This window comes from Fictibacillus barbaricus (genome assembly GCF_031457135.1).
Classification (GTDB): domain Bacteria; phylum Bacillota; class Bacilli; order Bacillales; family Fictibacillaceae; genus Fictibacillus; species Fictibacillus barbaricus_A.
This window is the reverse complement of sequence record NZ_JAVDWA010000003.1, coordinates 116629-142535: the sequence shown is the minus strand read 5'-3', so window position 1 is coordinate 142535 and position 25907 is coordinate 116629. Positions and strand designations below refer to the sequence as shown.

21 protein-coding genes and 1 other RNA gene are annotated in these 25907 nt (G+C 39.4%); 13 read left to right on the top strand and 9 right to left on the bottom strand.

The annotated features are described in order from the left end of the window. From rnr to J2X07_RS09810, 5 genes are all read left to right on the top strand, one after another. Window positions 1-2319, top strand: coding sequence for a ribonuclease R (gene rnr / locus J2X07_RS09830; RefSeq protein ID WP_310258438.1), 2319 nt, complete (start codon window positions 1-3; stop codon window positions 2317-2319). 101 nt (window positions 2320-2420) lie between these two features. After that, window positions 2421-2888, top strand: a complete 468-nt coding sequence (gene smpB, locus J2X07_RS09825) for an SsrA-binding protein SmpB (RefSeq protein ID WP_066292503.1) — start codon at window positions 2421-2423, stop codon at window positions 2886-2888. 146 nt (window positions 2889-3034) lie between these two features. Continuing rightward, window positions 3035-3372, top strand: a transfer-messenger RNA (tmRNA) gene (gene ssrA / locus J2X07_RS09820). 1040 nt (window positions 3373-4412) lie between these two features. Then, complete coding sequence (locus tag J2X07_RS09815; RefSeq protein ID WP_310258431.1) at window positions 4413-5315, top strand: hypothetical protein; 903 nt, start codon at window positions 4413-4415, stop codon at window positions 5313-5315. A gap of 434 nt (window positions 5316-5749) precedes the next feature. After that, entirely contained in the window at window positions 5750-7264 is a 1515-nt protein-coding gene (locus tag J2X07_RS09810; protein WP_310258429.1) for a glycine betaine uptake BCCT transporter, read from the top strand. A 61-nt stretch (window positions 7265-7325) separates the two neighbouring features. Here J2X07_RS09810 and J2X07_RS09805 read toward each other — a convergent pair whose 3' ends face one another. Both J2X07_RS09805 and J2X07_RS09800 read right to left on the bottom strand, forming a co-directional pair. Then, complete coding sequence (locus tag J2X07_RS09805) at window positions 7326-7532, bottom strand: CsbD family protein (RefSeq protein ID WP_310258427.1); 207 nt, start codon at window positions 7530-7532, stop codon at window positions 7326-7328. Window positions 7533-7551: 19 nt separating this feature from the next. Then, entirely contained in the window at window positions 7552-8082 is a 531-nt protein-coding gene (locus tag J2X07_RS09800; RefSeq protein ID WP_310258425.1) for a general stress protein, read from the bottom strand. Window positions 8083-8341: 259 nt separating this feature from the next. Between J2X07_RS09800 and J2X07_RS09795 the strand changes: the two genes are divergently transcribed. After that, window positions 8342-9571: an EAL and HDOD domain-containing protein gene (locus tag J2X07_RS09795; protein ID WP_310258423.1), complete on the top strand. Its 1230-nt coding sequence runs from the start codon at window positions 8342-8344 to the stop codon at window positions 9569-9571. Between the two features lie 40 nt (window positions 9572-9611). Here J2X07_RS09795 and J2X07_RS09790 read toward each other — a convergent pair whose 3' ends face one another. After that, window positions 9612-10481: an esterase/lipase family protein gene (locus tag J2X07_RS09790; protein WP_310258421.1), complete on the bottom strand. Its 870-nt coding sequence runs from the start codon at window positions 10479-10481 to the stop codon at window positions 9612-9614. Window positions 10482-10706: 225 nt separating this feature from the next. Between J2X07_RS09790 and J2X07_RS09785 the strand changes: the two genes are divergently transcribed. Both J2X07_RS09785 and J2X07_RS09780 read left to right on the top strand, forming a co-directional pair. Next, entirely contained in the window at window positions 10707-11711 is a 1005-nt protein-coding gene (locus tag J2X07_RS09785; protein WP_310258419.1) for an LLM class flavin-dependent oxidoreductase, read from the top strand. Window positions 11712-11819: 108 nt separating this feature from the next. Further along, window positions 11820-12839, top strand: coding sequence for an LLM class flavin-dependent oxidoreductase (locus J2X07_RS09780; protein ID WP_310258417.1), 1020 nt, complete (start codon window positions 11820-11822; stop codon window positions 12837-12839). Window positions 12840-12895: 56 nt separating this feature from the next. Here J2X07_RS09780 and J2X07_RS09775 read toward each other — a convergent pair whose 3' ends face one another. Further along, window positions 12896-13303, bottom strand: a complete 408-nt coding sequence (locus J2X07_RS09775) for a VOC family protein (RefSeq protein WP_310258415.1) — start codon at window positions 13301-13303, stop codon at window positions 12896-12898. A 364-nt stretch (window positions 13304-13667) separates the two neighbouring features. Here J2X07_RS09775 and J2X07_RS09770 point away from each other — a divergent pair, with 364 nt between their 5' ends. Next, entirely contained in the window at window positions 13668-14177 is a 510-nt protein-coding gene (locus tag J2X07_RS09770; protein ID WP_310258413.1) for a DinB family protein, read from the top strand. Between the two features lie 230 nt (window positions 14178-14407). Further along, on the top strand, window positions 14408-15244 hold the full coding sequence (locus J2X07_RS09765) for an undecaprenyl-diphosphate phosphatase (protein ID WP_310258410.1): 837 nt from the start codon (window positions 14408-14410) through the stop codon (window positions 15242-15244). 57 nt (window positions 15245-15301) lie between these two features. On the opposite strand, the gene J2X07_RS09760 is transcribed toward J2X07_RS09765, so the two are convergent. Together J2X07_RS09760 and J2X07_RS09755 are read right to left on the bottom strand one after the other, a co-directional pair. After that, window positions 15302-15661 (bottom strand): hypothetical protein, encoded by a 360-nt coding sequence (locus J2X07_RS09760; RefSeq protein WP_310258408.1) that lies wholly within the window; start codon window positions 15659-15661, stop codon window positions 15302-15304. Window positions 15662-15745: 84 nt separating this feature from the next. Next, the gene (locus J2X07_RS09755) at window positions 15746-18136 is read right to left on the bottom strand and encodes an immune inhibitor A domain-containing protein (protein ID WP_310258406.1); all 2391 of its coding nucleotides are present in this window, start codon (window positions 18134-18136) and stop codon (window positions 15746-15748) included. Window positions 18137-18540: 404 nt separating this feature from the next. Here J2X07_RS09755 and J2X07_RS09750 point away from each other — a divergent pair, with 404 nt between their 5' ends. From J2X07_RS09750 to J2X07_RS09740, 3 genes are all read left to right on the top strand, one after another. Continuing rightward, complete coding sequence (locus tag J2X07_RS09750; protein WP_310258404.1) at window positions 18541-19776, top strand: aminopeptidase; 1236 nt, start codon at window positions 18541-18543, stop codon at window positions 19774-19776. A 215-nt stretch (window positions 19777-19991) separates the two neighbouring features. After that, entirely contained in the window at window positions 19992-20762 is a 771-nt protein-coding gene (locus tag J2X07_RS09745) for a 2-phosphosulfolactate phosphatase (protein ID WP_310258402.1), read from the top strand. Between the two features lie 57 nt (window positions 20763-20819). Next, complete coding sequence (locus tag J2X07_RS09740; RefSeq protein WP_310258400.1) at window positions 20820-21995, top strand: glycosyl hydrolase family 18 protein; 1176 nt, start codon at window positions 20820-20822, stop codon at window positions 21993-21995. A gap of 513 nt (window positions 21996-22508) precedes the next feature. On the opposite strand, the gene thrB is transcribed toward J2X07_RS09740, so the two are convergent. Genes thrB through J2X07_RS09725 form a run of 3 tightly spaced genes read right to left on the bottom strand, consistent with a single transcriptional unit; the run spans window position 22509 to window position 25778 of the window. Further along, window positions 22509-23426: a homoserine kinase gene (thrB, locus tag J2X07_RS09735; protein ID WP_310258399.1), complete on the bottom strand. Its 918-nt coding sequence runs from the start codon at window positions 23424-23426 to the stop codon at window positions 22509-22511. Continuing rightward, window positions 23426-24484, bottom strand: coding sequence for a threonine synthase (gene thrC, locus J2X07_RS09730; RefSeq protein WP_310258397.1), 1059 nt, complete (start codon window positions 24482-24484; stop codon window positions 23426-23428). Before thrC ends, thrB begins: the two co-directional genes overlap by 1 nt. 1 nt (window position 24485) lies before the next feature. Then, window positions 24486-25778, bottom strand: coding sequence for a homoserine dehydrogenase (locus tag J2X07_RS09725; protein WP_310258395.1), 1293 nt, complete (start codon window positions 25776-25778; stop codon window positions 24486-24488). Between the last annotated feature and the right edge of the window lie 129 nt (window positions 25779-25907).

The following is a 25907-nucleotide window of genomic DNA, read 5'->3' as shown; positions in this document are numbered from 1 at the left end:
TTGGAAAAACTACAAATACTCCAGCTTATGAAAGATTCGGATAAGCCGATGACGGTTACCGAAATTGAAGAAGCTCTTCAACTGCCTGATGCAGATGCTTTCAAAGAACTGGTTTTAACATTAAATGAACTAGAAGATGAAGGTGCGTTAGTTCGTACCCGTACAAACCGCTACGGCCTTCCAGATAAGATGAATCTGATAAAAGGCCGGGTTCAAGGCCATGCGAAAGGCTTTGCATTCTTAATTCCAGAAGAGGAAGGCCAAAAGGACGTTTATATTTCACAGCATGATATGAACGGTGCGATGAGCGGTGATACCGTCCTTGTCCGATTGAACAACACTTCTTCTGGATCACGTCCAGAAGGCACGATTATCCGTATTCTCGAGCGCGGTGTAACAGAAGTAGTCGGAACGTTCCAGGAAAGCCGCCGATTTGGCTTTGTTGTCGCAGACGACAAGCGCATTCCGAATGATATCTTTATTCCGGCAGAAGGTGTAAATGGCGCGGTTGAAGGACATAAGGTTGTTGTAAAAATAACGAAATACCCGGAAGGCAAAAACAGTGCTGAAGGAGAAATTGTTCACATCATCGGTCATAAAAATGATCCTGGCGTAGATATTATTTCAGTAATCTTCAAACATGGACTGCCACGGGAATTTCCTGTTGAAGCATTAGAACAAGCGCACAATACACCTGACGAAATCGATCCAAAAGATATTGAAGGACGCAGAGATCTTCGCAATGAAACCATTGTTACGATCGATGGAGCCGATGCAAAGGACTTGGATGATGCTGTTCATGTTATAAAGCTCCCAAACGGCCATTATAAACTTGGTGTTCATATCGCCGATGTTACGCATTATGTAACAGAAGACTCAGCCATTGATAAAGAAGCTCAAGAACGCGGAACAAGTGTATATCTTGTAGACCGAGTTATACCGATGATCCCGCACCGTCTTTCAAATGGGATTTGCTCACTTAACCCAAAAGTAGACCGCCTCACGATTTCTTGTGAGATGGAGATCAACCATGATGGGGAAGTAGTCAAACACGAAATTTTTCCGAGTGTGATCAAAACAACGGAACGTATGACATATACAGATGTTCGTAAAATTCTTCAAGACGAAGATGAAGAGGTATCAAAACGATACGAACCTCTAATTCCATTTTTTAAGTTAATGGGTGAACTAGCTGATGTTTTACGTAAAAAGCGTTTTGCACGAGGAGCAATCGACTTTGATTTCTCAGAAGCCAAAGTGCTCGTTGATGAAAACAGCGATCCTAAAGATGTCGTGCTGCGTGAACGTTCTGTTGCTGAAAAACTGATCGAGGAATTTATGCTATGTGCAAATGAAACAATCGCTCAGCATTTCCACGAACTTGAGCTGCCGTTCATGTATCGTATCCATGAGGATCCAGATGAAGGCAAGCTGGAACGATTCCTAGAATTCATTGGAATGTTTGGATATGCATTAAAAGGATCTGCGAGTGATATTCATCCCCGAAGCCTTCAGCAGCTGCTTGAGACTATTAAAGGTGAGCCTGAAGAAATGGTGATCAGCAAGATTATGCTTCGCTCCATGAAACAGGCGAAATATGATCATATGTCTCTTGGTCACTATGGATTGGCTACAGAGTTCTATACGCACTTCACATCGCCGATTCGCCGTTATCCGGATTTAATCGTACATCGCTTAATTCGTACGTATTTGTTCGAAAAAGACACAGGACCTAAGACAGTGAGTCACTGGAAAGCAGAACTTCCCGGAATCGCGAAGCATTCATCAGCTATGGAACGCCGTGCTGTAGATGCCGAACGTGAGACGGATGAGCTGAAAAAGGCACAGTTTATGGTCGATAAAATTGGTGAAGAGTTCGATGGAGTAATCAGCTCCGTTACAAATTTCGGACTGTTCATTGAGCTTCCGAATACGATTGAAGGACTTGTTCATGTCAGCTACTTAACAGATGACTATTATCGTTTTGACGAAAAATTCATGGCGATGATTGGTGAAAGAACAGGGAATGTATTCCGGATTGGAGACGAAATCTCAATTCGAGTAGTAAACGTAAATGTAGATGAACGAGCAATCGATTTTGAGATCGTCGGCATGAAAGGAACACCGCGAAGACGCCATAAAGATCGCCAGCAAGTAATTGACACTGGTGATACACCGAAACGCGGACGTGGAAGAAGAGGCAAAGGCCGAAAGAGTGAATCAGAACGATCGAACGGTCCTCAAGACTCTAAAAAAGGTAAGAAAAAGCCTTTTTATAAGCCGGTAGCCAAAAAAGGTCCCAAGAAAAAGAAGAAATAAACTGAAGAATGTTCAAGGTTCATCTCATTTGGTGAACCTTGACGTTATTTGACCAAATTGCTATAATGAAGGTTCACTTGCTGTGGGGAGGATGGAGTTACATGCCAAAAGGAGAAGGGAAAGTTGTCGCACAGAATAAAAAAGCGCGGCACGATTACCACGTCGAAGAAACATTTGAAGCTGGAATTGTCCTTCAGGGCACGGAGATTAAATCCATTCGCGCAGGAAGGGCAAACTTAAAAGATTCATTCGCCCGTGTGCAAAACGGCGAGCTGTTTCTGCACAATATGCATATTAGCACGTACGAGCAAGGCAACCGGTATAACCATGATCCGCTGCGTACACGAAAGCTGTTATTGCATCGGAAAGAAATCAACAAGCTTTTAGGTGCAACAAAAGAACAGGGCTATTCCATTGTTCCATTGAAAATGTATCTTAAAAATGGCTTCGCGAAACTATTGATCGGTCTTGCAAAAGGGAAAAAGCATTATGACAAACGTGATGATTTAAAGAAAAAGGATGCAAAACGTGAAATCGAGCGTGCCTTCCGTGATCGTCAAAAAGTCTAAACTGGTTCCTTTTACAGTAACTTACAATTGAGACCTGCACTCAAAAATGTTATACTAAGTACACAATTGAATAAGAGCAAATAAGCTTTTATTTCTCCGGTAGCGGCAAGATTAACTTCTTGCACACCATTTTATAATGGGGACGTTACGGATTCGACAGGGGTAGTTTGAGCTTAAGTTGCGAGTCGAGGGGGTCGGCCTCGTTAAAACGCCACAGCCAATAACTGGCAAACAAAACAACAACTTAGCTTTAGCTGCGTAATAGCACTTTAGCTGTTCCTCCCTCCATCGCCCATGTGGTAGGGTAAGGGACTCACTCTTAGTGGGCTACGCCGGTTGTCCTCCGCCTGAGGACGATGGAAGAGAATAATCAGGCTAGCGGTCCGGACGCCTGTCGGCTGGCAGATGGATTCGCGAAATACGAATAAACCGACTACACTCGTAGAAGCTTAAGTGCCAATATCTTTGGACGTGGGTTCGATTAGGATTAGTCGCCTTGTGTGGTAACACATAAGTGAAAATCCGGCTTTATCGGTGAAACCTAACCAGCGAAAACTTCGCTGTAAGGCAATGCCGAGTGGTATGTGGAGCAATCCAACAGCCATGTATCGACTTATAGGCTGCCAAGTTTTTGGTAGTACTAGGATACGAAATTCTGCTTGGATACAAGTAAATTTATGTTTCGTATAATACGCCGGGGGACCTGAATATCAGGTTCAAGATATAGTCAGTGCCATGACGAAAGCATGGAACAACATGTCCCACCGTCTCCACCAATACATAGGTGGATAACAGATCAGCGATTTTTCGCTGGTCTTTTTTTATGCTGTTTTATTTTATTGTCTTCTTTGACAGTTGATTGGAGTAGACTGCGGGACAGGCGGGCAGTCCGAAAGCCGGAAGCGGTTTGGTCATCCCGAAAGCAAAAGGGAAATGGTCTTAGAAGGTGCTTTTTGCCCTCAGGACCATTAAACTTTTGACCTCGAGGGGCTAAACGCTACAGCTCTCAGGTGAGGCACTTATACGTGAAACGTACGAATGTGGCTAACCGCCTGCCCCGCGGAAAGCGAGCAACCAGGAACGGAAAACAACTACTAACAAAAGCAACAAAGAATACGAAAACACCTTTTTTAAAAACTGATAGAAGAAATGTCCAACTTCAGCGCCGATTCAGGTCATTTTATTAATCAAAATGGCAAAACATAAGATTATTTTAAAAAATATCGCTTAAAGAGCAAGTTTCTTGGATTGGAAACCTGCTCTTTTTGTTTTTTTGAACAGTTATGAGCGTAAAGTAAGTCTCTATGAGCAAAAACTGAATTCTATGAGCAAAAGCAGAATTCTATGAGCGAAAATCAAATTCTATGATCAAAAACCCCATTTTTATGAGCAATTTTGTAATAGATAAAATAACATGTACCGTAAAAGGCTCGCAGTACTTAATGGGCACACCGCACGCCAAGCGGAAAGCGAGCCGCAGAGAGTGGAAATTACCTTTAAACTAAAGGAAGTCTTTTCGATTCAATGAAGAATGAAGAAATTTTCCCTGAAATTAAGAAATTTAGACAAGTAACCTATGCCACTTTTAACCTCCGTACATATAATACATGGACAAGAAATATTATTTTTTCAGGAGGAAATTTTTTGAATTGTTGTAATAAAACCCTCTCGGCTCGAGAGGTAGCACGATTTTTATGTAAACGAGTCATAGCCAATGAAGGATTTGATAACATTGAAATTGAGGGTAAGCTTGTATGCGTTGGAAGAGATTTTATTGCCATCAAAACAGATGACAGACAAGTATTCTATTTACCATTAAACAATGTTAGAAACCTTTCAGTAGTATCTGATAAGAGTTGCTGCGATAATGATCGCAAAAGAGTATGCAATGATACTTTCCAAAGTATTTTAAGAAAGTTAATTAATTGCAGGGTACAAGTTAACGATGGAGGCGACGATGTAATTGAAGGTCTTCTTACATCTGTTAACCGCCGATCCATTCAAATCGTTGAGGAAGAAAATTTAAATTTAGTGACCATCCCAATCGGTTCTATTAACTTTATTGCTCAAACTGGTGACAATGGAGATGAAAGCAGCAATTGCAAAATTTTATGCTGTAAAAAAGAAAATCCATGCGGAAAAAGAAAACATGATTGCAAAAAAGAATCTTCATCTAGTTTCTGCAAAAAAGATAAGTGCTGCAAAAAAGAATCTTCGTCTAAATGCTGTAAAAAAGATCATTGTTGCAAAAAAGAATCTTCATCAAAGTGCTGTAAAAAAGATCATTGTTGTAAAAAAGAAGATTCTTGCAAGAAGAAGAAACACGATTGCAAAAAAGAATCATCATCCTCGAGCTCATCTTCTAGTTTCCGCAAAGAAGAATCATCGTCTAATAACAACTGGTGTATAGACTGGTTTAAAATGTAATAAGGTTAATGCCCTGTTTTTCGATAACAGGGCATTTTTTTTATGTAGTAACTGCATTGGTATACGGTACGGACCTTAATAAAGAAACACTAAATTCCATTTATTGTCTGGCCAATTTTCGGTGGCTCGTTTTGTTATGTGATAATCACTCCGTCATTGGGCTGTAAAAGTATACAAAGTTTCCCTAACATCTACCATAAGCACAATACCTTTATTCATACTCCATATATGTTATGCTAGTACCTTATTGCTTTTAAAGTGAGTTATTATTGGAGGTTTATTATAATTGCGCAACCCAGTCCTATTGTTATATACAAACAAAAATATCCAATTTGGATACATAGAGAAATTCGGTCTCGCTTTAAGCACAACATATAAATAGGATGATTGGTAAATCTTAAGTGTATCCATTATGAAGATAAGGGGGATTATATTTGAATTTTGCACATTTTAAAGAAAGAAGTGTTTTTTATATATCGTTATTGCTAACGATTATATTTATCGTTTGGGGAATCTTCTTTAAAAAGAGTTTAGCGAATGTAACGAACCACATTTACAACTATTCCATCGATTCCTTAGGCTGGATTTATCTTGCCTCAGCATTGTTTTTCGTCTTATTTTCGGTCTATATCTTTTTCTCTAAATATGGACGAATCCGATTAGGTGAGCCAACAGACCGGCCAGAATTTAAAACATCATCATGGCTGGCAATGTTATTTGGTGCGGGAATGGGAATTGGAATTGTCTATTGGAGTGTTGCCGAACCAGTTACTCACTATGTAACTCCTCCATATGGAGAAGGCTATACAGATGCTTCTGCAAAATTAGCGATGAAGTACACGTTTTTTCACTGGGGGCTTCATCCTTGGGCAATTTATGCTGTAATCGGATTAGCTCTTGCCTTTTTTCAATATAATAAGAAGCTTCCTGCTTCGATTAGTTCAGCGTTCTATCCTTTACTAGGCGATAAAATTTATGGACCGATTGGAAAAACGATTGATATCCTCGCTGTTTTTGCAACTGTTTTTGGTATTGCTACGTCGTTAGGATTTGGTGCGTTACAAATAACTGGCGGACTGCATGCCTTACTTGATGTTCCGAATACCCTCACTATTCAAATAATCGTCATTACGGTTGCGACGATTCTTTTCTTAATCTCTATTACAACAGGATTAGAAAAAGGAATTCAATATCTGTCAAATACAGCTATGATTTTATCGTTCTTAATCATGCTATTGGTGCTGGTGCTAGGTCCAACGTTTGTTATTTTCAACCTGTTCTTTAATTCAATGGGGAATTATTTAAATGATTTTATCCAAATGAGTTTGAGATCAGCTCCATTTAGCAAAGGGGAATGGATTGGAAACTGGACACTGTTCTACTGGGCATGGTGGATTGCTTGGGCACCCTTCGTCGGAATGTTTATCGCACGTGTATCGAAAGGCAGAACGATTAAAGAGTTTATCGTAGGAGTTTTGGTTGTTCCAACTCTAGGCACTTGTTTTTGGGTAGCTATCTTCGGTGGAACAGCTCTTGATATCGTTCATAACTTAGGGAATCATGAATTGGCAAAAAAAATTGTAGATAACGTTTCGCTTTCGATTTTTTATTTGTTTGATTACCTTCCGCTTAGTTCATTATTAAGTGTGATTGGTTTCGCCGTTGTCATTACGTACTACATCACAGTTGCTGATACATCGACATTCGTATTAGGGATGCTAAGTGAATCAGGAAACTTGAATCCTTCCAATAAAATAAAGATAACGTGGGGAGTGATTCAATCATTAGTGGCGGTCGTTTTGCTGGCAGCAGGAGGGCTTACTGTATTACAGACCGTTTCTATTGCTACAGCACTTCCGTTTGCGATTATCATGGTATTTATGTGCTGGTCTTTAATAAAAGGACTAAGAAATGAGTACAAAAAAATTACCCAGAAAGAAAAAATGTAAAAATAAAAAATAGTTAACACCAAAAAACCCCGTCAGATTTCAGACGGGGTTTTGGCTTATTTTAATACTGGCCAGTTCTGCTGTACCAGTCATCGTATTCGCGTTCAGCAACATCTCTCGTTTTTCCGTGTCTTTCCTGAATCTTACCTATCATTTTTTCACGATCACCTTGTGCTTGATCGTAATCATCGTCCGTTAAGTTTCCCCATTGTTTTTGGGCTTCACCTTTAAACTGTTTCCATTTGCCTTCCATCGTGTCGTTTTTCATCTTTTAAACATCCTCCATTCTAATATTTGTTGGAATAAGAATCTTCATAACGATGAGCATTTGTAGAACGATACGTTCGGAATGTATCATTTACTTGTCTGTGACGACCGACTTCACTTGCATCAACAAGTACGAGGATATCACCACCTTCAACGGCTTCCTCATATTCTTTTGCTTCTGTTTCAGGAATCCCTAAACCGACAAGTGCTCCAACCAGCCCGCCAGCACCAGCACCAACTGCAGCGCCGCCAAGAGCTGCTGCGATAGGACCTGCAGCTACAATCGGACCGATTCCTGGGATGGCGAGCGCTCCTGCACCGAGCAGCAATCCGCCTAGTCCACCAAGAATTCCGCCAGTAGCCATTCCAGCTGCAGCACCCTCAGGAGCTTTGGAACCTGTTTCTTCATGAATGTGTTTTACTTCCTTTTTATCTTTAGCAATAACTGAGATGTCATCTTCGTTGTAACCTTGGTTTCTTAAATCTTTAATCGCGTCAATTGCATCATCTTCTGTACGGAAAACACCTACTACTTTATTATGCCTATCCATGTATTTCCTCCTCATTTGAGATGATTAACTACGCTTGTTTTATTCCCAAAGTAATGAATATTGAAACCGTTTTAAACAATTTTGAGTACTTATTACCATGAAAAGGAATTCCTAAAATAATATTTGGGTTTTTTTAACAGGAAAAGACATATTGTATTTACTTACATTTTATGGTTTCATGTCTATATAAAGGTAAAAATCAAGAAATGCCGCAATACAGGTTTTATGAAGAGAAATAGATAGCGAATGGTGATTAAAAATGGATATTTTTATCGGCAGACAACCTATATTAGACAAAAATGAAAACGTTGTTGCTTATGAACTTTTATATAGAAACAGTTCGACAAATAGATATGAAGGCTCTGATCATGACAATGCTACACTTGATGTGCTGGTAAACAGTTTTACGGGGATTGGGATTCGGGAGGTTGGCGAAAAGAAAAAATGCTTCATTAACTTCACAGAAAATTTATTACTGAGCCGTGTACCGACTTATATTTCACCCGATCATATTGTGGTGGAGATTCTCGAAACGGTAAATCTCACACAAGAAATTATTACAGTGTGTAAGGAACTTAAAAGTAAGGGATATATTATCGCACTCGATGATGTTATATCGAATCGAGATCTATCCAGTCTTATACCTTTTATAGACATTATTAAAATTGATTATTTAGTAATGGAAAAAAATGATATAAAAGAGATGATCAAAAAGTATAAAGGAGAAGTTCATTTTCTCGCAGAAAAAATTGAGAATAGAAAAGAATACGAAGAAGCGAAAGAGATGGGATTTGATTATTTCCAAGGGTACTTCTTTAGTAAACCCGTTATATTAACAGGTAAAGATATTGCACCTGTTCCGACTAATTATTTTCAATTATTGAATGTACTTAATGGAAAAGAACCAGATATAGAACATATTAGCAGCTTAATTCAGCAAGATCTGTCGATTTCATTTAAACTTTTGAAGCTCTTGAATTCTGGCGCGTTCATTATGAAAAACAAAGTCACATCCATTAAACAAGCTGTTGTACTTCTAGGACTTAATGAAATAAAAAAGGTCGTTACGATCTTGTTAATGACTAGTTTAAAAAGAACAGATAATCAAACTCAATTGGTACAGATGAGTTTAACACGAGCCCACTTTTTTGAGCAAATTGCTTCGATGCTTCAAATCGATAAAAACTCTTTATACATGTTTGGGATGTTCTCGCTAATTGACACGATTTTGAATAAAGATATGAATGATATTGTAGAAGACTTGCCCATTACAAGTGAATTGTCTGATGCACTCTTGGGTAAAAACGATAAATACAATCAAGCTCTTTTATTAGTCGAAACAATTGAATACGGCCGATGGAATGAAACAGCGAAATTGTGCACGGAACTTCAATTGCCTGAAACGGAGCTATTTTTACAATTTCAGAAAAGCACATTGTCAACAGATAAATATTTTCAAATCGGTGAAAAAAGTTTAACAGGTGCATAAGAAAGGGGACTTCCGAATACGGAGGTCCCTTTCTTTTCATTTATTGAAAAATACCTGAAGCACGCTTTGCATCCGCAGGTCCATCGTGATCGAGTGCATCAAACACGAATTTAAATGCTAGCGGATCCTGCGCTATATTTTGATGTTCAATTTGATCATAAGGATAGTAATCTTGAATGGTTACGTTAGTCGTCTGACTAGGATTGCCGCTTAAAAAGGCGGAAGTATAAGGTACAACAATCTCATCATTCCGGGTAGAAACATTGGTATAAGAGATATTCCCGGGCGTTTCGTCCCCTTCATTCAGTTTGGCTATAAAATCCGAATCGGCTGATTGCTGGTGACACGCTTCACATGAAGCGAGGTCTGCGCCAGTAGTCGTGAGCTCCGTCAATCCGGCTACACCTTTCGTTCCATGATTGGAAGGTACAAGACCGATTAAATCATCTACCTTTTGATCCCCGCCAAGAAACTTCGTATAATAGCGCGGCATCATACCACCTTGACTGTGACCCACAATGGACACCTTCTCTGCCCCTGTTAATTGTAAAACGTGGTCGATAAAAATCTTAAGCTCCATCGCTGAATCCTCAATCGGTCCAGAGGCTGGAACAGAACCTGTATAACCATAATTTAAAGAATACACACAATAACCTTTTTGTTTTAATACGGGAGCGAGGTCAATAAAATTCCTTTCCATCGTTTCAAAAGTTCCTGGTACAAGTACAACAGGATTAGGATGCTCATCACTTGGACGGCATGACGCATCATTTGCACCTGGAGGCGGCGTGCCTTCTTCAGATAGAAAATCGCTTGATGAAGCACCAGCAGCATTTGCAGTTACCGGTGTACCGTACAAAATGGCTGCCACGATGATTACAGAGAAAAGTGTTGCATATAGCTTTGACATCTTTATCCCTCTTTTCTTGGTTTTTATAGAACATCAATAAAAAAAGACACCACAAACACCTATGAACTAGGGTTTATGCGTGTCTCCAAATCTCCAACATAAAACAAGAATGAACTTACAGGTTATTAAACTAAAGAATGAAAGCGTTGTCAATAGAATGAAGCATATTGCTAGTATTTGGAGTCGTTTTTTCTCCATAATAAAAACAAAGAAGGAAGTGACTTAATGAAGCTAAGTATACTCGATCAATCACCGATCTCAGTGGGACAAACAGCTCAGCAAGCCCTTCAGGCGTCCATGAAGCTTGCTCAAGCAGGGGAACAATTAGGGTATATCCGCTATTGGATTGCTGAACATCATAACTTTCCGGGATTAACGTGTCCTGCACCAGAAGTGATGCTGAGCTATATTGGCGCTCAAACAAGAAAGATTCGAATAGGTGCAGGTGCTGTTTTGCTTCCGCATTATAAACCATACCGGGTTGCTGAAACGTATAATCTGCTGGCTACGCTTTTTCCAGGACGGATTGATTTAGGAGTCGGACGAGCACCAGGCGGATCAGCAGAAGCAACAATGGCCTTATCTGAAAACTTTTTAGCGAACGTCAGAAAAATGCCTGATTTCGTTACGGAGCTTCTTCACTTTTTAAATAACGACTATCCGGCAGATCATATGTTTTCCAAGATCTCCGCCTATCCTGTTCCAGAAACATCTCCTGTACCGTGGATTCTTGGAACGAGTGAAAGAAGCGCCTTATTAGCAGCGGAAAAGCGGACAGCTTATGCATTTGGTCATTTTATGAGTGATAAAAATGGACCTGATATTGTGAACACGTATAGAAAACAGTTTAAGTCTGGTAATTCACAGAAACAGCCCGAGGTCATTGTTGCTGCTTCAGTCATTTGCGCAGAAACGAATGAAAAAGCTGAAGAACTAGCGTTACCGGTAATTTTATGGAGAAGACAGAACTCAAAAGGGGAAGGAAATTATGGTGTTCCTGCTTTAGAAGAAGCACAGCTTTATTTTTCCAAGGAAGACCGGGCTCAAATCTTAAATGATGCTAAAAACAAAATGATAATCGGTGATCCGAATACAGTGAAACGAGAGCTTTTGAAGCTGCAAGAGGTATATGGTGCAGATGAGATCATGGTTGTTACACTCACCCATGATTATGGAGATCGGATAAAATCGTATGAACTGCTCGCTAAAGAAATGGTTTCAAATGATTAGAGATAAGCATTATTTTTTCATTCATACGGCATACTTGTTATACTATTATCGATTATTAAAATATAGTAGCTAATTTTTTGTTGATTTAATATAAGGAGGACGGTAAGTATGTCCAATGATAAAAAAAGATTAAGTGAGATTCCACTGTCTGTTCTAGATCTGGCTCCTTTAGTAGAGGGAGGGACGGCTTCAGATTCTTTTAAAAATACATTGAACCTTGCACAGCATGCAGAACGGCTGGGCTTTAACCGTTATTGGCTTGCTGAACATCATAATATGCCTGGCATTGCCAGTTCGGCCACTTCTGTTGTTATTGGTTATGTTGCAGGCGGGACAAGTAAAATCCGTGTAGGTTCTGGAGGTATCATGCTTCCGAACCATGCACCGCTCGTCATTGCAGAACAGTTTGGGACCCTGGAATCTCTGTATCCTGGACGCATCGATCTTGGATTAGGAAGAGCTCCTGGAACGGATGGATTAACCGCACAAGCGCTTCGCCGTGACTTAGGAAATACAGGTGATGACTTTCCATACCAGCTGGATGAACTACGAGAATATTTAGATCCAAGTCTTAGTTCAGAAATTAAGAAGGTTAGAGCAATTCCGGGGGAAGGTCTCAATATTCCAATCTGGCTGTTAGGTTCTAGCGGTTTCAGCGCTCGTTTAGCAGGACAGCTTGGACTTCCTTTTGCATTTGCCAGTCATTTCTCACCAGATAATACACTTCCAGCTTTGGAATTATACAGAAGGAACTTTAAGCCATCAAACGTTTTAGAAAAGCCTTATGCGATGGTTGGTGTAAATGTCGTTGCCGCAGAAACGGATGAAGAAGCTGCAAGACTGGCAACGTCTCTTCAGCAGCAATTCCTGTATCTCGTTCGTGGGACACCAACTCCTCTTAAACCGCCAATTGATAGTATGGAAGGCGTCTGGAGTCCTTATGAAAGATCAGCGATTGAACAGCAGTTAAGAACAACAATCATTGGAAAACCAGAAACTGTAAAAGAAAAACTGCAGGCATTTCTTGATGAAACCCAAGCAGATGAAATGATTATCAATGGACAAATTTATGATCATCAAGCCCGTTTGCGCTCATTTGAGATTATTTCAGAAATCGTTAATGACTAATATCCATATATAAGAAAGGCGTACTTCTTTTGAGAAGTACGCTTTTTCTAAGTTGTCTAGGCTTTTTGATGATTCAAATCCCACGTAATTCCGAACTGATCCTTCATTTTCGCATATTTTGCACCCCAGAAAGTATCTTGAAGCTCCATCAAAACAGATCCATTTTCACTCAATTTATGATAAATGTTTTGAATTTCTTGTTCGCTATCAAACTCAAGTGTAAGGGAGATATTATTCCCAGCAATTACTTCTTGGCCCGGAAAACCATCAGATGTCATCAAAAGCAGATTGCCTTTTTTGAACCTTGCGTGCATCACCCTGTCATCTGCTTCTGGAGGTGTGGGGAAATCTGCTTGACCAAACGTCTGCATGTCCGTAATTTCACCATCAAAAATTTCTTTATAGAATGCTAATGCCTCTTTTGCCTTGCCATCAAACACTAAATAAGGGATAGCTTGTTTCATTTTGAAAATCCTCCTCTGTATTTTAAGCACAAGTTTTAGGTACACCCTTATTGTAAGCTTTTTGAAATCGTAAAAACAAGAACATTCGTTCGACAAAGTTGTTTTGTTACAAAGGTTCTTTTCTAACTGATTGTTGCTTATGGAACATTTTTGTAAATTGACTTCAATGACAGGTTGATTGGTGTGCAAGGTGTGAGACGCCTGCCCCGCGGAAAGCGAGCACCTGGAACGGAAATCAACGGCTTTAAAAATCAACGGCTTTAAAAATCAACAATGGATACGAAAACAGCCTATAAGAATTAAAGGACATAAAAAAGCAAACGCCGAATTTATATTTGACATCAAAATGGCAGGAGGAAGTAGAATGAAAAATGCACTTCAGTTCTCACAGTTTAATAATTGGGCTAATGAAAAAATATTTGAGCATTTAAAGCAGCTTCCAGATGAAATTTACAATAAACAAGTTCAAAACGCATTCCCATCCATTTCAGCTGTTCTTCATCACATGTATCAAACCGATTATGTTTGGCTGAAAGTACTGGAAGGGGAAAGTTTTGAGGAGATCGTTGCATCAGTTAAGAAAAGAGCAATGGAAATACAAGGTATCGATTTGAATGAAATGCATTTGCATTTCAAAGAAATGGCCGAGCAATTTGAAACTTTTGTTCAGCATAAGGGAGATCTGAATACGCCAACTACGGTCCATCATCCGGCGATAGGAACGTTACATACGACTTATGCAGACCTTCTGCAGCATATTGTCAATCATGGAACATATCATCGCGGCCACCTATCTGGAATATTAAATCAATTAGGACACAAGGGAGCATCCATCGATTATATATTTTATCTTTTCTCACTGCAGCATCAATAAGATGATGAGGGACTTCTTATACAGGAGTCCTTTTCATTTTGCATTTAAAGTGGCAAGCAAATGGAGAATATGAAATAATGAGAGGATGATTAAAAATGTGTGAGATTTTACGAAATTCTATACATAACCCTAAAATTTATTTATTATAGATAAGGTGGACTAAGATTGTTTTTTCGTAAAAATAGAAAAAGTAAATTTAAATATAGCAGTAAAGGAGAAAGTATAATTTTATGGAATTTCTTTTATTAATAAAGGCCATTATTTTAGGAATGGTCGAAGGGTTAACAGAATTTGCTCCTGTTTCTTCAACAGGACATATGATCATTGTCGACGATATGTGGTTAAAATCTCAGGAATTTTTAACAACTCCCATTGCAAATATGTTTAAAGTCGTTATTCAGTTAGGATCGATATTAGCTGTTGTCGTTGTTTTCTGGAGACGTTTCCTTGATATGTTTGGTATCAAAAGAGATAAATCCATTCATGCTCCAAAAGGCGGACATCTTAAATTAACTCAAGTCATCGTTGGGCTTATTCCTGCAGGTGTTTTAGGAGTTTTGTTCGGCGATTTTATCGATGAACATCTTTTTACAACGAAAACAGTAATGGTAGGCCTTGCAATAGGTGCGGTACTCATGATTATTGCCGACATTTATAACAAAAAAAATAAGCAGCCAACCGCTGAAACGGTTGATCAGATAACGTACAAACAAGCATTCATAATCGGTCTTATTCAATGTTTATCACTCTGGCCGGGGTTTTCAAGATCCGGTGCAACGATTTCCGGGGGTGTATTGATGGGATTGAGCTATCGTGCTGCTGCCGACTTTACATTTATTATGGCAGTTCCAATCATGGCGGGTGCGAGTGGTATTTCCTTATTGAAGAATTTAGATGCCTTTTCGGCAGATGCTATGCCATTCTTTATCGTCGGATTTATTAGTGCATTCGTGTTCGCAATGCTGTCGATTCGTTTCTTCTTAAAGATTATCGAAAAGATTCATCTGACTCCATTTGCAATCTACCGACTTGTATTAGTAGTGGTTCTTCTATTCTTTATTTTCTAATAGACAAAAAGAAAGTCTCTGTTCCGATACGGAATAGAGACTTTTTTATAGGCACCATTATTTTGTTCCGTTTTTTTCTTTCTGAATTTTTTCTTTTAATTCATTGATGTATTTTTGTTTCGCTTTTTCATCTTGTAAAGTCCCAGGTTCAGGAGCTTTTTTCTGTAAATATTTTTTTAATGCCGCCTGAATTTCTTCCGGTGTAGCATCCTCAGGTATCTCACCATTTTTCTTGAGCATTTCAATGATTCTTTCATCGTTTGCTATTATGGTAACCGCCTCTGATTCTTGAGTTTTTTTTGAGTCACTTTTTTGTTTTTCATGATGTATGGTTTCTTTTTTTTCAGCTTTGTCAGCTGAACAGCCGGCAGATGTAACAGTAAGGGCTAAAAGAATTAATAGGAGACTTCGATTCATAAATTAAACCTCCTTACTTAATACCATCATTATGCCACAAAAACCAATTGCAGTATCGCAATTGGTTTTTGAATGCGTGGCTTTTTATTTGTGAGTGTCGCGGGAAACTTTGATTTTAGCTGCAGTGTTGTCTTTGCTTACTCCTACAACTTCAAACTCAAGTCCGTAATTTGGAACATTGCGTCCTGCGTCTACAAGACCTTTGTTGCTGTAATCGTGATTATCTTTGAATTTATGATTCGTAGCTACACGATTGTCAGTCATCGTAAGTCCTAATAGATCTTTATAATCTAAGAACATTTTTTCACCGCGGTTTTTATTGAATGCCGCATCATGAACTTGATAGCGAGATGAAGCTACGGATCCATCACTCCACTTTAATGTGTTTTGGTCTGCATCCACAACTCCTAAGAAACCATCACCAGGATGAATTCCTGTCCAGTTATCTGTGTATTTGTCATCGACATACCATACAACAAGACCAGAATCATATTTCATAATGCTGTTGCCGCGAGCAATGTGTGCTAAACCTTCATCAACGCCTTTATGATTTCTCCACTCTAATAAGTAGTAGTGATCTGTGTAGAATTTTCCGTTTGATTTTGTGAAGTCCCCTGTAAATGAAGAAGTACCTTCAGCATTATCAAACAATGTTTGAGTACCATCTACAGTTAATGAGATGTCATCCACAAAGAATCCAGGCATGATCAATCCGCCATCAGTCCAGTAGTTGAATTTTAGATCAATATTTTTTCCTTTGTAAGCGGAAAGGTCGAACGTACCATCTACCCATTTTCCGTTTGAGCTTCCAGTAATTCCGTTTCCAGGGTTTTGATCGTATGGATTGTCCGTTGTTGTAAGGTTACCAGGGATGGATGTCCAATCTTTTGTACCAGCTTCTCTAACTTGGATCGAAGCATAATCAAAATCTTGTTCGATATCATACCACGTTTTAAATGTTAGTGATGCTGATTTTGCATTTGTTAAATCTACTTGAGTAGCAAAGGAGTTATCCACACCATTTCCTTTACCACTGAAATAACTATTTGAACCACTGAATGGTGTGTTTACGATCGTTTCTTTTTTCGGCAAGTTCACACGGACAGCATCATTGTTTGTCCCTTTCATGCTTGCTGCGTCTAGCAATACTTCTGTTCCTTTTTTATCAAGGTTTTGAAGATTCAGAGTTTCTCCAGAGAGCCAGTTAGACCCTTCCATTGTAGATTGTAAGAATTCCTTAGACCATGCACTGAATCCAGTAGGTTCTGTGCCAGGTATTTTACCAGCCCAGCTTCCTGCTGACATAATCGACCAATAGGCGATAGGCTCGCCAGCACCTGAATATTGAGTGTCATATTCATCTGGAAGACCTAAATCATGCCCGTATTCATGTGCGAATACCCCAGCTGCTCCATCAGCAGGCTCGATTGTGTAATCGTAAGCGTACATCGTATTTGCTCCCCAGTAATCTTCTTTTGGGGTTGGTGATCCCGGGATGGAGAAGATTCCGCCTAGATTCCAACGGTGACTCCAGATTGCATCTTCACCTAATTGACCGCCGCCTGCCTCTTCACCGACACTTGAATGAACAATCATCAAATGATCGACTAATCCATCAGGCTCACGTGTATTTCCATCACCATCTAAATCATAACGGTCTTCTTGATCAAACTCACTTAAATTAAGGTTAGTATCTTTTGCTGCAGCAGCTAAAGCTTCTTTTACGAGACCGCGAGCATTAGCATCGCTTCCTGTATCCGGATTATTGCCTCCATAATAAGCAGCCGGATGCTGTGCCTTATACCACCCGCCGACTTTACCTGTGATCGTATAGCTTCCGCCGGATTGTGCTTCATAGTATTGTTTGACGGATTTTAATTTTTCGCCGTTAGGTCCTTTATATCCGTTTTCACCAAAAATCATATCTTGATAATGTTCATGTGTATAATCCTTATAGTACATATCCGTTTCATCAGATTTAATCTGGTTGTGAGGGAAGTCTGGATACTCTACTAAAAGAACGAGGACATTGTCTAAACGCTCTCCGCCTGTCCAATTTTCAGGTTTAGCAGGGTTAACATCTTTGTCTTTTCCTTTTTTACCATGCTTGAGACCGTTCTTGTCATGTTTTTTGTTGTTTTTGTCTTGCTTTTCAGCATTTTCTTTTGCTAACTCACCTGCTGGCAGGTTTGCAGCACCATCTTGCTTCTTTTGCAAAAACTTCTGAAGTTTTTGCTGAGCTTCTGCCGCGCTTGCATTCTTTTTGATTTGACCGTTTTCTTTAAGCATTTCTATTAATTTATCATCGTTGGCCACTGCTAAATCAAATGGACCACCGTGATTATGACTTTGAGCAGATACTGCTGGTGCTTTTACATCTGAAAGAACGTTCATGGGTGCCGCACTGACTGTTGCGAATGAACTGCAGCTTAACATGGCTGCAAGGGCTGCTGTAACAAATTTCCCCTTTTTCACCTAAAATCCCCCTTTAGAAGTTATGTAATAATAGGAAATAGAGACGACATATATTGTCGAATAATTCCGCATATTCAAAATCTTACCACCGAATGTCGAATACTAGAATAGGTGATTTTTACCAAGTTTCAAATATTAAATGGGTAATAATTACTATTTTGAGAACTATTTTTTATTTGTCGAATTATGAAAATTTAAGATAAGAGCTTAATTTTCTAGCATAATTTCATAGGTCTTAAGGATGATTTTTAAACTTTTGTTTAAAGGGGATAGGAATATAAAACAGAAACTTTTAGTTAACACGGAGTATTCTAAATTTTCTTTTTTATCCATAATGTAATATTATAAACTTATCAGTCTATTTTATTTGAGAGAATAAAAACCAAATATGAGGGGGTCATTTTATGAAATCGTTTGAAGAAAAATTAGACCACTACGCTGAACTTGTTGTTAAAGTTGGACTAAATGTCCAAGAGGGGCAAAGACTACTGATTAATTCTCCGATTGAAGCGGCAGAATTTACGCGGAAAGTTACAAAATACGCCTATGAAAATGGGTGTAAAAGAGTCATGGTTGACTGGATTGATACACAAGTTAACCGTATTCATTACACAAGTGCACCAGAAGAAGAATTGAAAGATGACTTAAAGGAATGGGAAATCGATAAATATACATCACTGATTAACAATAACGATTGTTTCTTGATGGTTACAGGTAATGATCCTAGCGCTTACAAAGATGTACCATCAGAGCGCATAATGTTTGTGCAAAAAAACAGAGGCGAGAAGCTGCAAGCATTCTCAGCAGGTCAGTTAAGAGGTGATATGCACTGGGCGATTGCAGGAGCTCCAACAGTAGCCTGGGCTAAGAGTGTATTCCCTGAAAAATCCGAGAACGAGGCAGTTGAGGCACTTTGGGATGCTATCTTTAAAACGGTTCGTGCTGATCAAGATAACCCGATTGCTGCATGGGAAGAGCATGTAAAGACATTAACCGAAAAAGTGGATTATTTAAATGAACAGAAATTTAAAACACTTCATTATAAGTCAGAAGGAACAAACCTAAGTATTGATCTGCATCCAGACCATACATGGATTGGCGGAGGACATCACTCAACATTCGGTACATACTATATTCCGAACTTACCAACTGAGGAAGTTTTCACTACACCGAGAAAACATGGTGTTAACGGCACTGTATCGAGTACAAAACCATTATCTGCAATGGGGAACTTAATCGAGAACTTCAGTCTTACTTTTAAAGATGGAAGAGTTGTTGAATACACGGCTGAAAAAGGATACGATACGTTAAAGCAGCTTATCAGTATCGATGAAGGAATGGAGTTTTTAGGGGAAGTGGCGCTCGTTCCTTATGACTCACCGATTTCGAATTCTGGTATTATTTTTAACAACACACTTTATGATGAAAATGCATCATGTCACTTAGCGATCGGTACAGCAATCACGATGTCAGTAAAAGACGCAGGCAATTTAACCCCTGAAGAAATGGAAGCGAAAGAAATTAACCATAGCCGTGGCCATACCGATTTTATGATTGGTTCTGCTGACCTGGATATTGAAGCAGAATATGAGGATGGCAAACGAATTCCATTATTCAAAAATGGAAACTGGGCGGTCTAAAAAAGTAAAATCCGATTCCTTTAATAGGAGTCGGATTTTTTTTATATAAAGAATATGTTTTGCAAACATTTTAGCTCTTAAAAGCTTGGTTTTTAAAAATGGGTATCAATGCAGACCTCAATCAACATGTTACCAAATTATAGAAAAACAGTCTATATTTTTTTAAGTTTTCCTTATATCGTTGAGACAGATGGATAATTTGAGGAGGCAAAAAAATGTTTGATCAATCACCTTATGAAATAAAATTTGACTGGGGCATTCGAGGGGCAAGAGAGGCTGCAAAACGGGAGGATATCATCATTATAGTTGATGTCCTTAGTTTTTCATCAACTGTAACAGCTGCAATTAGGCTAGGTGCTGTTATATATCCTTTTCCTCCGCCAATTAATACAGAAGCTCGAAAATATGCTCTATCAATGGGTGCGGAACTTGTGGTTGGAAGAGCTGAAGCTATAAAAACTGGGCAGCACTCACTTTCACCAGTATCATTCTCTTCAGCAGATGCAGGTAAGTCATTTGTCCTTTGCTCACTAAATGGAGCAGCTTGTGTGGAAGCAGCAAAAAAAGTTCCAGCTTTATTGATTGGATCATTGATAAATGCAGATGCTGCAGCTCAGGCCGCTTTAAGTGTAAAAATGAAAACAAAAAGAAACATAACGGTAATCGCTTGCGGAGAAAGATGGGAAAATCACAACCAAGATGAAAACGAACTTCGGCCTGGTATTGAAGATTATTTAGGAGCAGGTGCAATCCTCTCAGCATTAACGGGTACTTTTTCTCCTGAAGCACTTGTTTGTCAAAAAGCGTTTCAAGCTGTTAAGAACGACTTAGCCGCTTTGATTAAAGATTGCGGCAGCGGGAGAGAGCTTGAAGAACGAGGTTTTTCCGAAGATGTATCATTTTGCTCTCAATACAATACAAGTTCGATCGTGCCCATTTTATCCAATAATCAGTTCATCCCGTTTGAACTTCTTGTTAAAAATTAAAAAGAATATTACTTGCCTTCTCTAGGAAAAATAAACGAAAACCGAGGAGGTAAGCATATGAAAAAATTAGCCGCGCTTTTTTGCGCTTTCACGATTGTTTTAAGTGGCTGCGGCGGAGCGAACAAGATGAATGAAAGTCAAGCTTCACCACAGAACATGAATACAAAAACAAGGCAGAGCCCACGTTTGGAACAAATCAATTCTCCGATAAAAAAACTGCAGCATACGAAACAAGAAGAAGTGGTACATCCGAAATCAAGGGTTGAAACAATTGGATTTTTAGAGCCGATAGATCCAAAACAGTCAGTAAAAGATGTGAAAGAAGCTGAAAATGATCTGACTTATATCGCTTTTTTCAGCTATCAAGTAAATAAAAACGGAACGCTCCAACCGATAAAGGACTGGGCTGCTCTTAAAGAAATGAAGAAGACAAAGGCAATGCCGATGATGGTATTAACAAATTTCCATGATGGCAATTTTTCACCTGAAATCGCACATAACATTTTTACAGATAAAAATGCCTCAAAAACTTTGATTGGCAGTGTGATCAGCACAATGAAAAATAAGGGTTATAAAGCCCTTAATATTGATTTTGAGCACATTAAAGAAAAAGACCGTGAACTTTATAATGGATTTTTAGAAACGATTATTCCAAAAGTACAAAAAGAAGGATTTAAAGTTTCCACAGCACTTGCTCCTAAAACAAGTGACAAACAAGGTGGAGCATGGCATGGTGCGCATGACTATAAACGTCATGGTGAACTAGCTGACTTCGTAATCTTAATGACATATGAGTGGGGCTGGTCTGGCGGACCGCCAATGGCAGTAGCTCCCGTTCCGCAAGTAAAGAAAGTAGTCGATTACGCAGTATCGGTTATTCCACCAGAAAAAATTATTATGGGAGCACCGCTGTATGGCTATGATTGGACACTACCTTATAAAAAAGGCAATAAGTTTGCGAAGCGTATCGCACCGTTAGAAGCTCATGACTTGGCACTAAAAGAAAAAGCCACAGTGAAATATGATAACCAGGCACAAGCTCCATTCTTTAATTACACAGGTGATGACGGAAAGAAGCATGTGGTTTGGTTTGAAAATGAACAAAGTGCAGAAGCAAAAAACAAGCTTGTCAAACAATATAAACTGCGTGGACTTGCCTATTGGGTTCTCGGAGAACCGTTCCCTGAGAACTGGATTCTTTTACACGATGAATTTAATATTTTAAAGCGTTAGAAATGAAGAAGGCTGATCCCAAAATGTACTTTTGGTTTCGGCCTCTTTTTTATATTGTAGATATTGTTGAATTTTGTCTGTTTTTGCAATCTTGCGAGTATATGAAAAAAGCCGTGAGATTATCGCATGAATCCGTGAGATTATTGGGAAATCCGTGAGATTGTAGAAGAAATCTGTGAGATTATTCGTTGAATCCGAAGAAACTGCCTAGTTTAAGACAGCGCCATTTTAAAAAACCAACGCAAAAAGGACCCAAAATTCGATTTGAGTCCTTTTTTAAAAGCTCTTTTCTGAAAGATTGTTGCTATTAAGAGATTTTGAAAATTTTCTACTTTGAAAAGTTGATTGAAGAGCAAGGTGCGAGACTCCTATGGGACTAGTGGGACAGGTGAGACCTTTCAATATCGCAAGGTGAAAATGGGCTCACCGCCCGCCCCATGGAAAGCGAGCATCCTGATACGGAAATCAATTGCTTTCAAAGTCATCAAAGTATGCGAAAACAGCCTATATAAATTAAACAGCCGAAACAGAGACTGTTTTTTCAACATGAACTCCTTTTCGATCCGGAAAAACGGTTTCGAATCGATATTGCGGAAATAATAAGGAAAGCTGTTCCGTAATCGATGCTGCTTTTTGGTGCGGGGTAAAACAAACGATGGAAGGTCCAGAACCGCTGATTGCTGCCCCATATGCACCAAGAGAAACAGCTGTTGTCTTCAATTCATCATAAAACGGAACCCACTTGGAACGAAACGGTTCGTGAAAAAGGTCTCGATTCATCATCGCTGCTGCCTTTTTCCAGTTGTTTTTAATGAGTGATGCCACTAGCACATTGCTGATCGCACTTGCTTCTACCGCTTTATTAAAAGGGAGAAGGTTAGGAAGCGATTCACGTGCTTGTTTCGTATAAAGCTCATGATCTGGAATGGCTACGATCAATTCAACAGCGACATCCGGGACATGTACTGTTTCCAGTTCATCACCGTTAAAGTAACTGATTGTTAAGCCTCCATAGATTGCAGGAATGACATTGTCAGGATGTTTTTCTAAACGGCTCGCTAAAAGTGCTTTTGTTTTTTTCGAAAGTTGAAGGTCTAATAAAATGTTCGCTATTTCCACTCCTGCAACGATTGCTGTTGCAGAACTTCCTAAACCTTTTGAAAGAGGGAAGTTGCTTTGTACTTCGAGTCTGCATGGCGGGAGAGTTTTGCCGTATTGATCTGCTGTAAAATGAGCAGCTTTAGTGATCAAATTTTCATCCTCATTATTAAGCATGTTAAGTTCAGTACCTAAAAAACGAGTCTGCCACGTTTTTGATGGCTCTACATAAACCGTTAAATAGCGATTAATCGCAAGGCCTACAGAATCAAAGCCAGGGCCGAGGTTGGCTGAACTAGCGGGTACATGAATGGAAAACGACTCATTGAACATTAAACGACAACTCCTTTTAATTCCTGACGTAATATTTCAAGGTCATTCGGAATGACAATCGGATCAACAGTTACTGTCTTTAAGGCGATATCCGGATCTTTCAAGCCATTGCCTGTTAACACGGCAACAACTTTGGCGTTTTGTGGCAAAGTTCCATTTTTAAATTGTTTATAAAGACCGGCAATCGTACTGCAAGAGGCTGGTTCTGCAAACACACCTTCTTTTGAGGCTAGCATTTGATACGCTTCTAGAATTTCTTCATCTGTTACGCTGTCGATTACACCACCGGATTCTTCAAGTGCTTCAGCAGCTAAATGCCAGCTGGCAGGGTTTCCAATACGGATGGCAGTAGCGATTGTTTCTGGATTTTTTACAACGGCACCATTTACGATCGGTGCTGCGCCTGCTGCTTGAAAACCGTGGATTTTTGGCAAACCTGTAGATTTGATCGCATCGTATTCTTTAAAACCTTTCCAATAAGCACTGATGTTTCCGGCGTTTCCAACCGGGATAGCTAGAATGTCCGGTGCATGATCTAATGCATCAACTAGTTCGAAGGCGGCAGTTTTTTGGCCTTCTAACCGAAAAGGATTTACAGAGTTAACAAGTGTGTAACCTGCTTCCTCACTCATTTGTTTGACCATCTCTAATGCTTCATCAAAATTCCCTTGGATGGAAAAAATCTCAGCTCCATACATTTTGGCTTGAGCAAGCTTTCCTTGAGCGATCTTTCCATCAGGAATGACAACGATACAGCGCAATCCTGCTCGAGCCCCATAAGCTGCAGCAGCGGCGGAAGTGTTCCCGGTGGAAGCGCAAATGATTGCCTTGCTGCCGGCTTCCTTTGCTTTTGCTACCGCAAGCACCATTCCCCTGTCCTTAAAAGAACCTGTCGGATTTGCTCCTTCATATTTGGCGTATAAGGAAATACCCCATTCTTTTGATAAGTGTTCAAGCGGAATGAGCGGAGTAAGACCCTCATTTAAGGATAATGGAGGTGTATTGTCACTCACGGGCAAGTAATCTTTATATTGATCGATTAGTCCAGTCCAATACATATTAAGCTCCTTCCACGCGATAATGACTTTTGATTTCTTGAACGACATCTGAGTCTTTAAGTAAATTGTATACTTTGTTATTTTGATTCTTATTCGTTCCGTGTGTAACGATGACAACTTCTGCAAAACCAGTACTGTTTACAGGGCTCTGGATTAATTTTTCGAGCGAGATTTCATGCAGCGCAAATAATGATGTGATTGCTGAGAAAGCCCCAGCTTCATCTTTAAGATGCAAGCGATAAAAGAATTTTCCCTGAATCTCACTTTGCTCTTTTAGTTGTTTTGAAAATTGAGGACCGACGGCATTCTTGCCATTTACCCCGAGTCGCATATTTTTTACTACGGCGACTAAATCAGAAACAACGGAAGTAGCTGTAGGGAGCTGTCCTGCACCTGGACCGAAGAACATCGTTTCACCGACAGACTCACCGTAAACATAGACTGCGTTATATTCATCGTTCACACTTGCAAGAGGGTGTGAATCTGGAAGCATTGTCGGTTCAACACTTATTTCTACTTTTCCATTATCTTTTTTTGCGTTTCCGATTAATTTCAGCGTATAGCCGAATTGTCTCGCATATTCAATATCTTCTTGTGTGACTTTTGAGATCCCTGAGACATTTACATCATCTAAATGGATATGCATCGAAAATCCGAGTGTTGAAAGAATAGCCATTTTTCTGGCTGCATCAATGCCTTCTACATCTGATGTAGGATCTGATTCAGCGTAACCAAGGGACTGCGCTTCTTTCAATACTTCTTCATAATTGCGTTTTTGTTTATCCATTTTTGTAAGAATATAATTGGTTGTTCCGTTAACGATTCCCATGATTTTTGTGATTCTGTCAGACGCGAGTCCATCTACAAGAGAGCGGATGATTGGAATTCCGCCTGCAACACTTGCCTCATAAAATAGGTCACAGCCATTTTCATTTGCCACTTGGAGAAGTTCTGCGCCGTGCAAGGCCATTAGATCTTTGTTGGCTGTTATTACATGCTTTTTATTTTTTAAGGCGAGTGTAATATATTCACGGGCAAGTTCAATGCCTCCCATGACTTCGATGACAACGTGGATGCCGGTATTCTCCAAAACGTCTTCTGGCTTTTGAGTCAGCCAATCTTCTTTTATGGAAACGAGCCGTTCTTTTTGAATGTCTTGTACTAAAATCTTTTCAATATAGACGGGACACCCAACACGATGCTGCAATTCTTCACGATTACTGTCAATCATTCTAACTACACCGCTTCCGACTGTTCCTAATCCTAATAGTCCGACTGATACATGATCTACCATTTCATCCACCCCTTTGTCTTTTTCAGAAATACACTTGTTTGTTCAATAGAGACATTGTACATGGCGATCATGAATCCCACAACAGGGAAAATTGTAAAGATTAAGAGAGCGCTTTCACAAAGAGTCCAG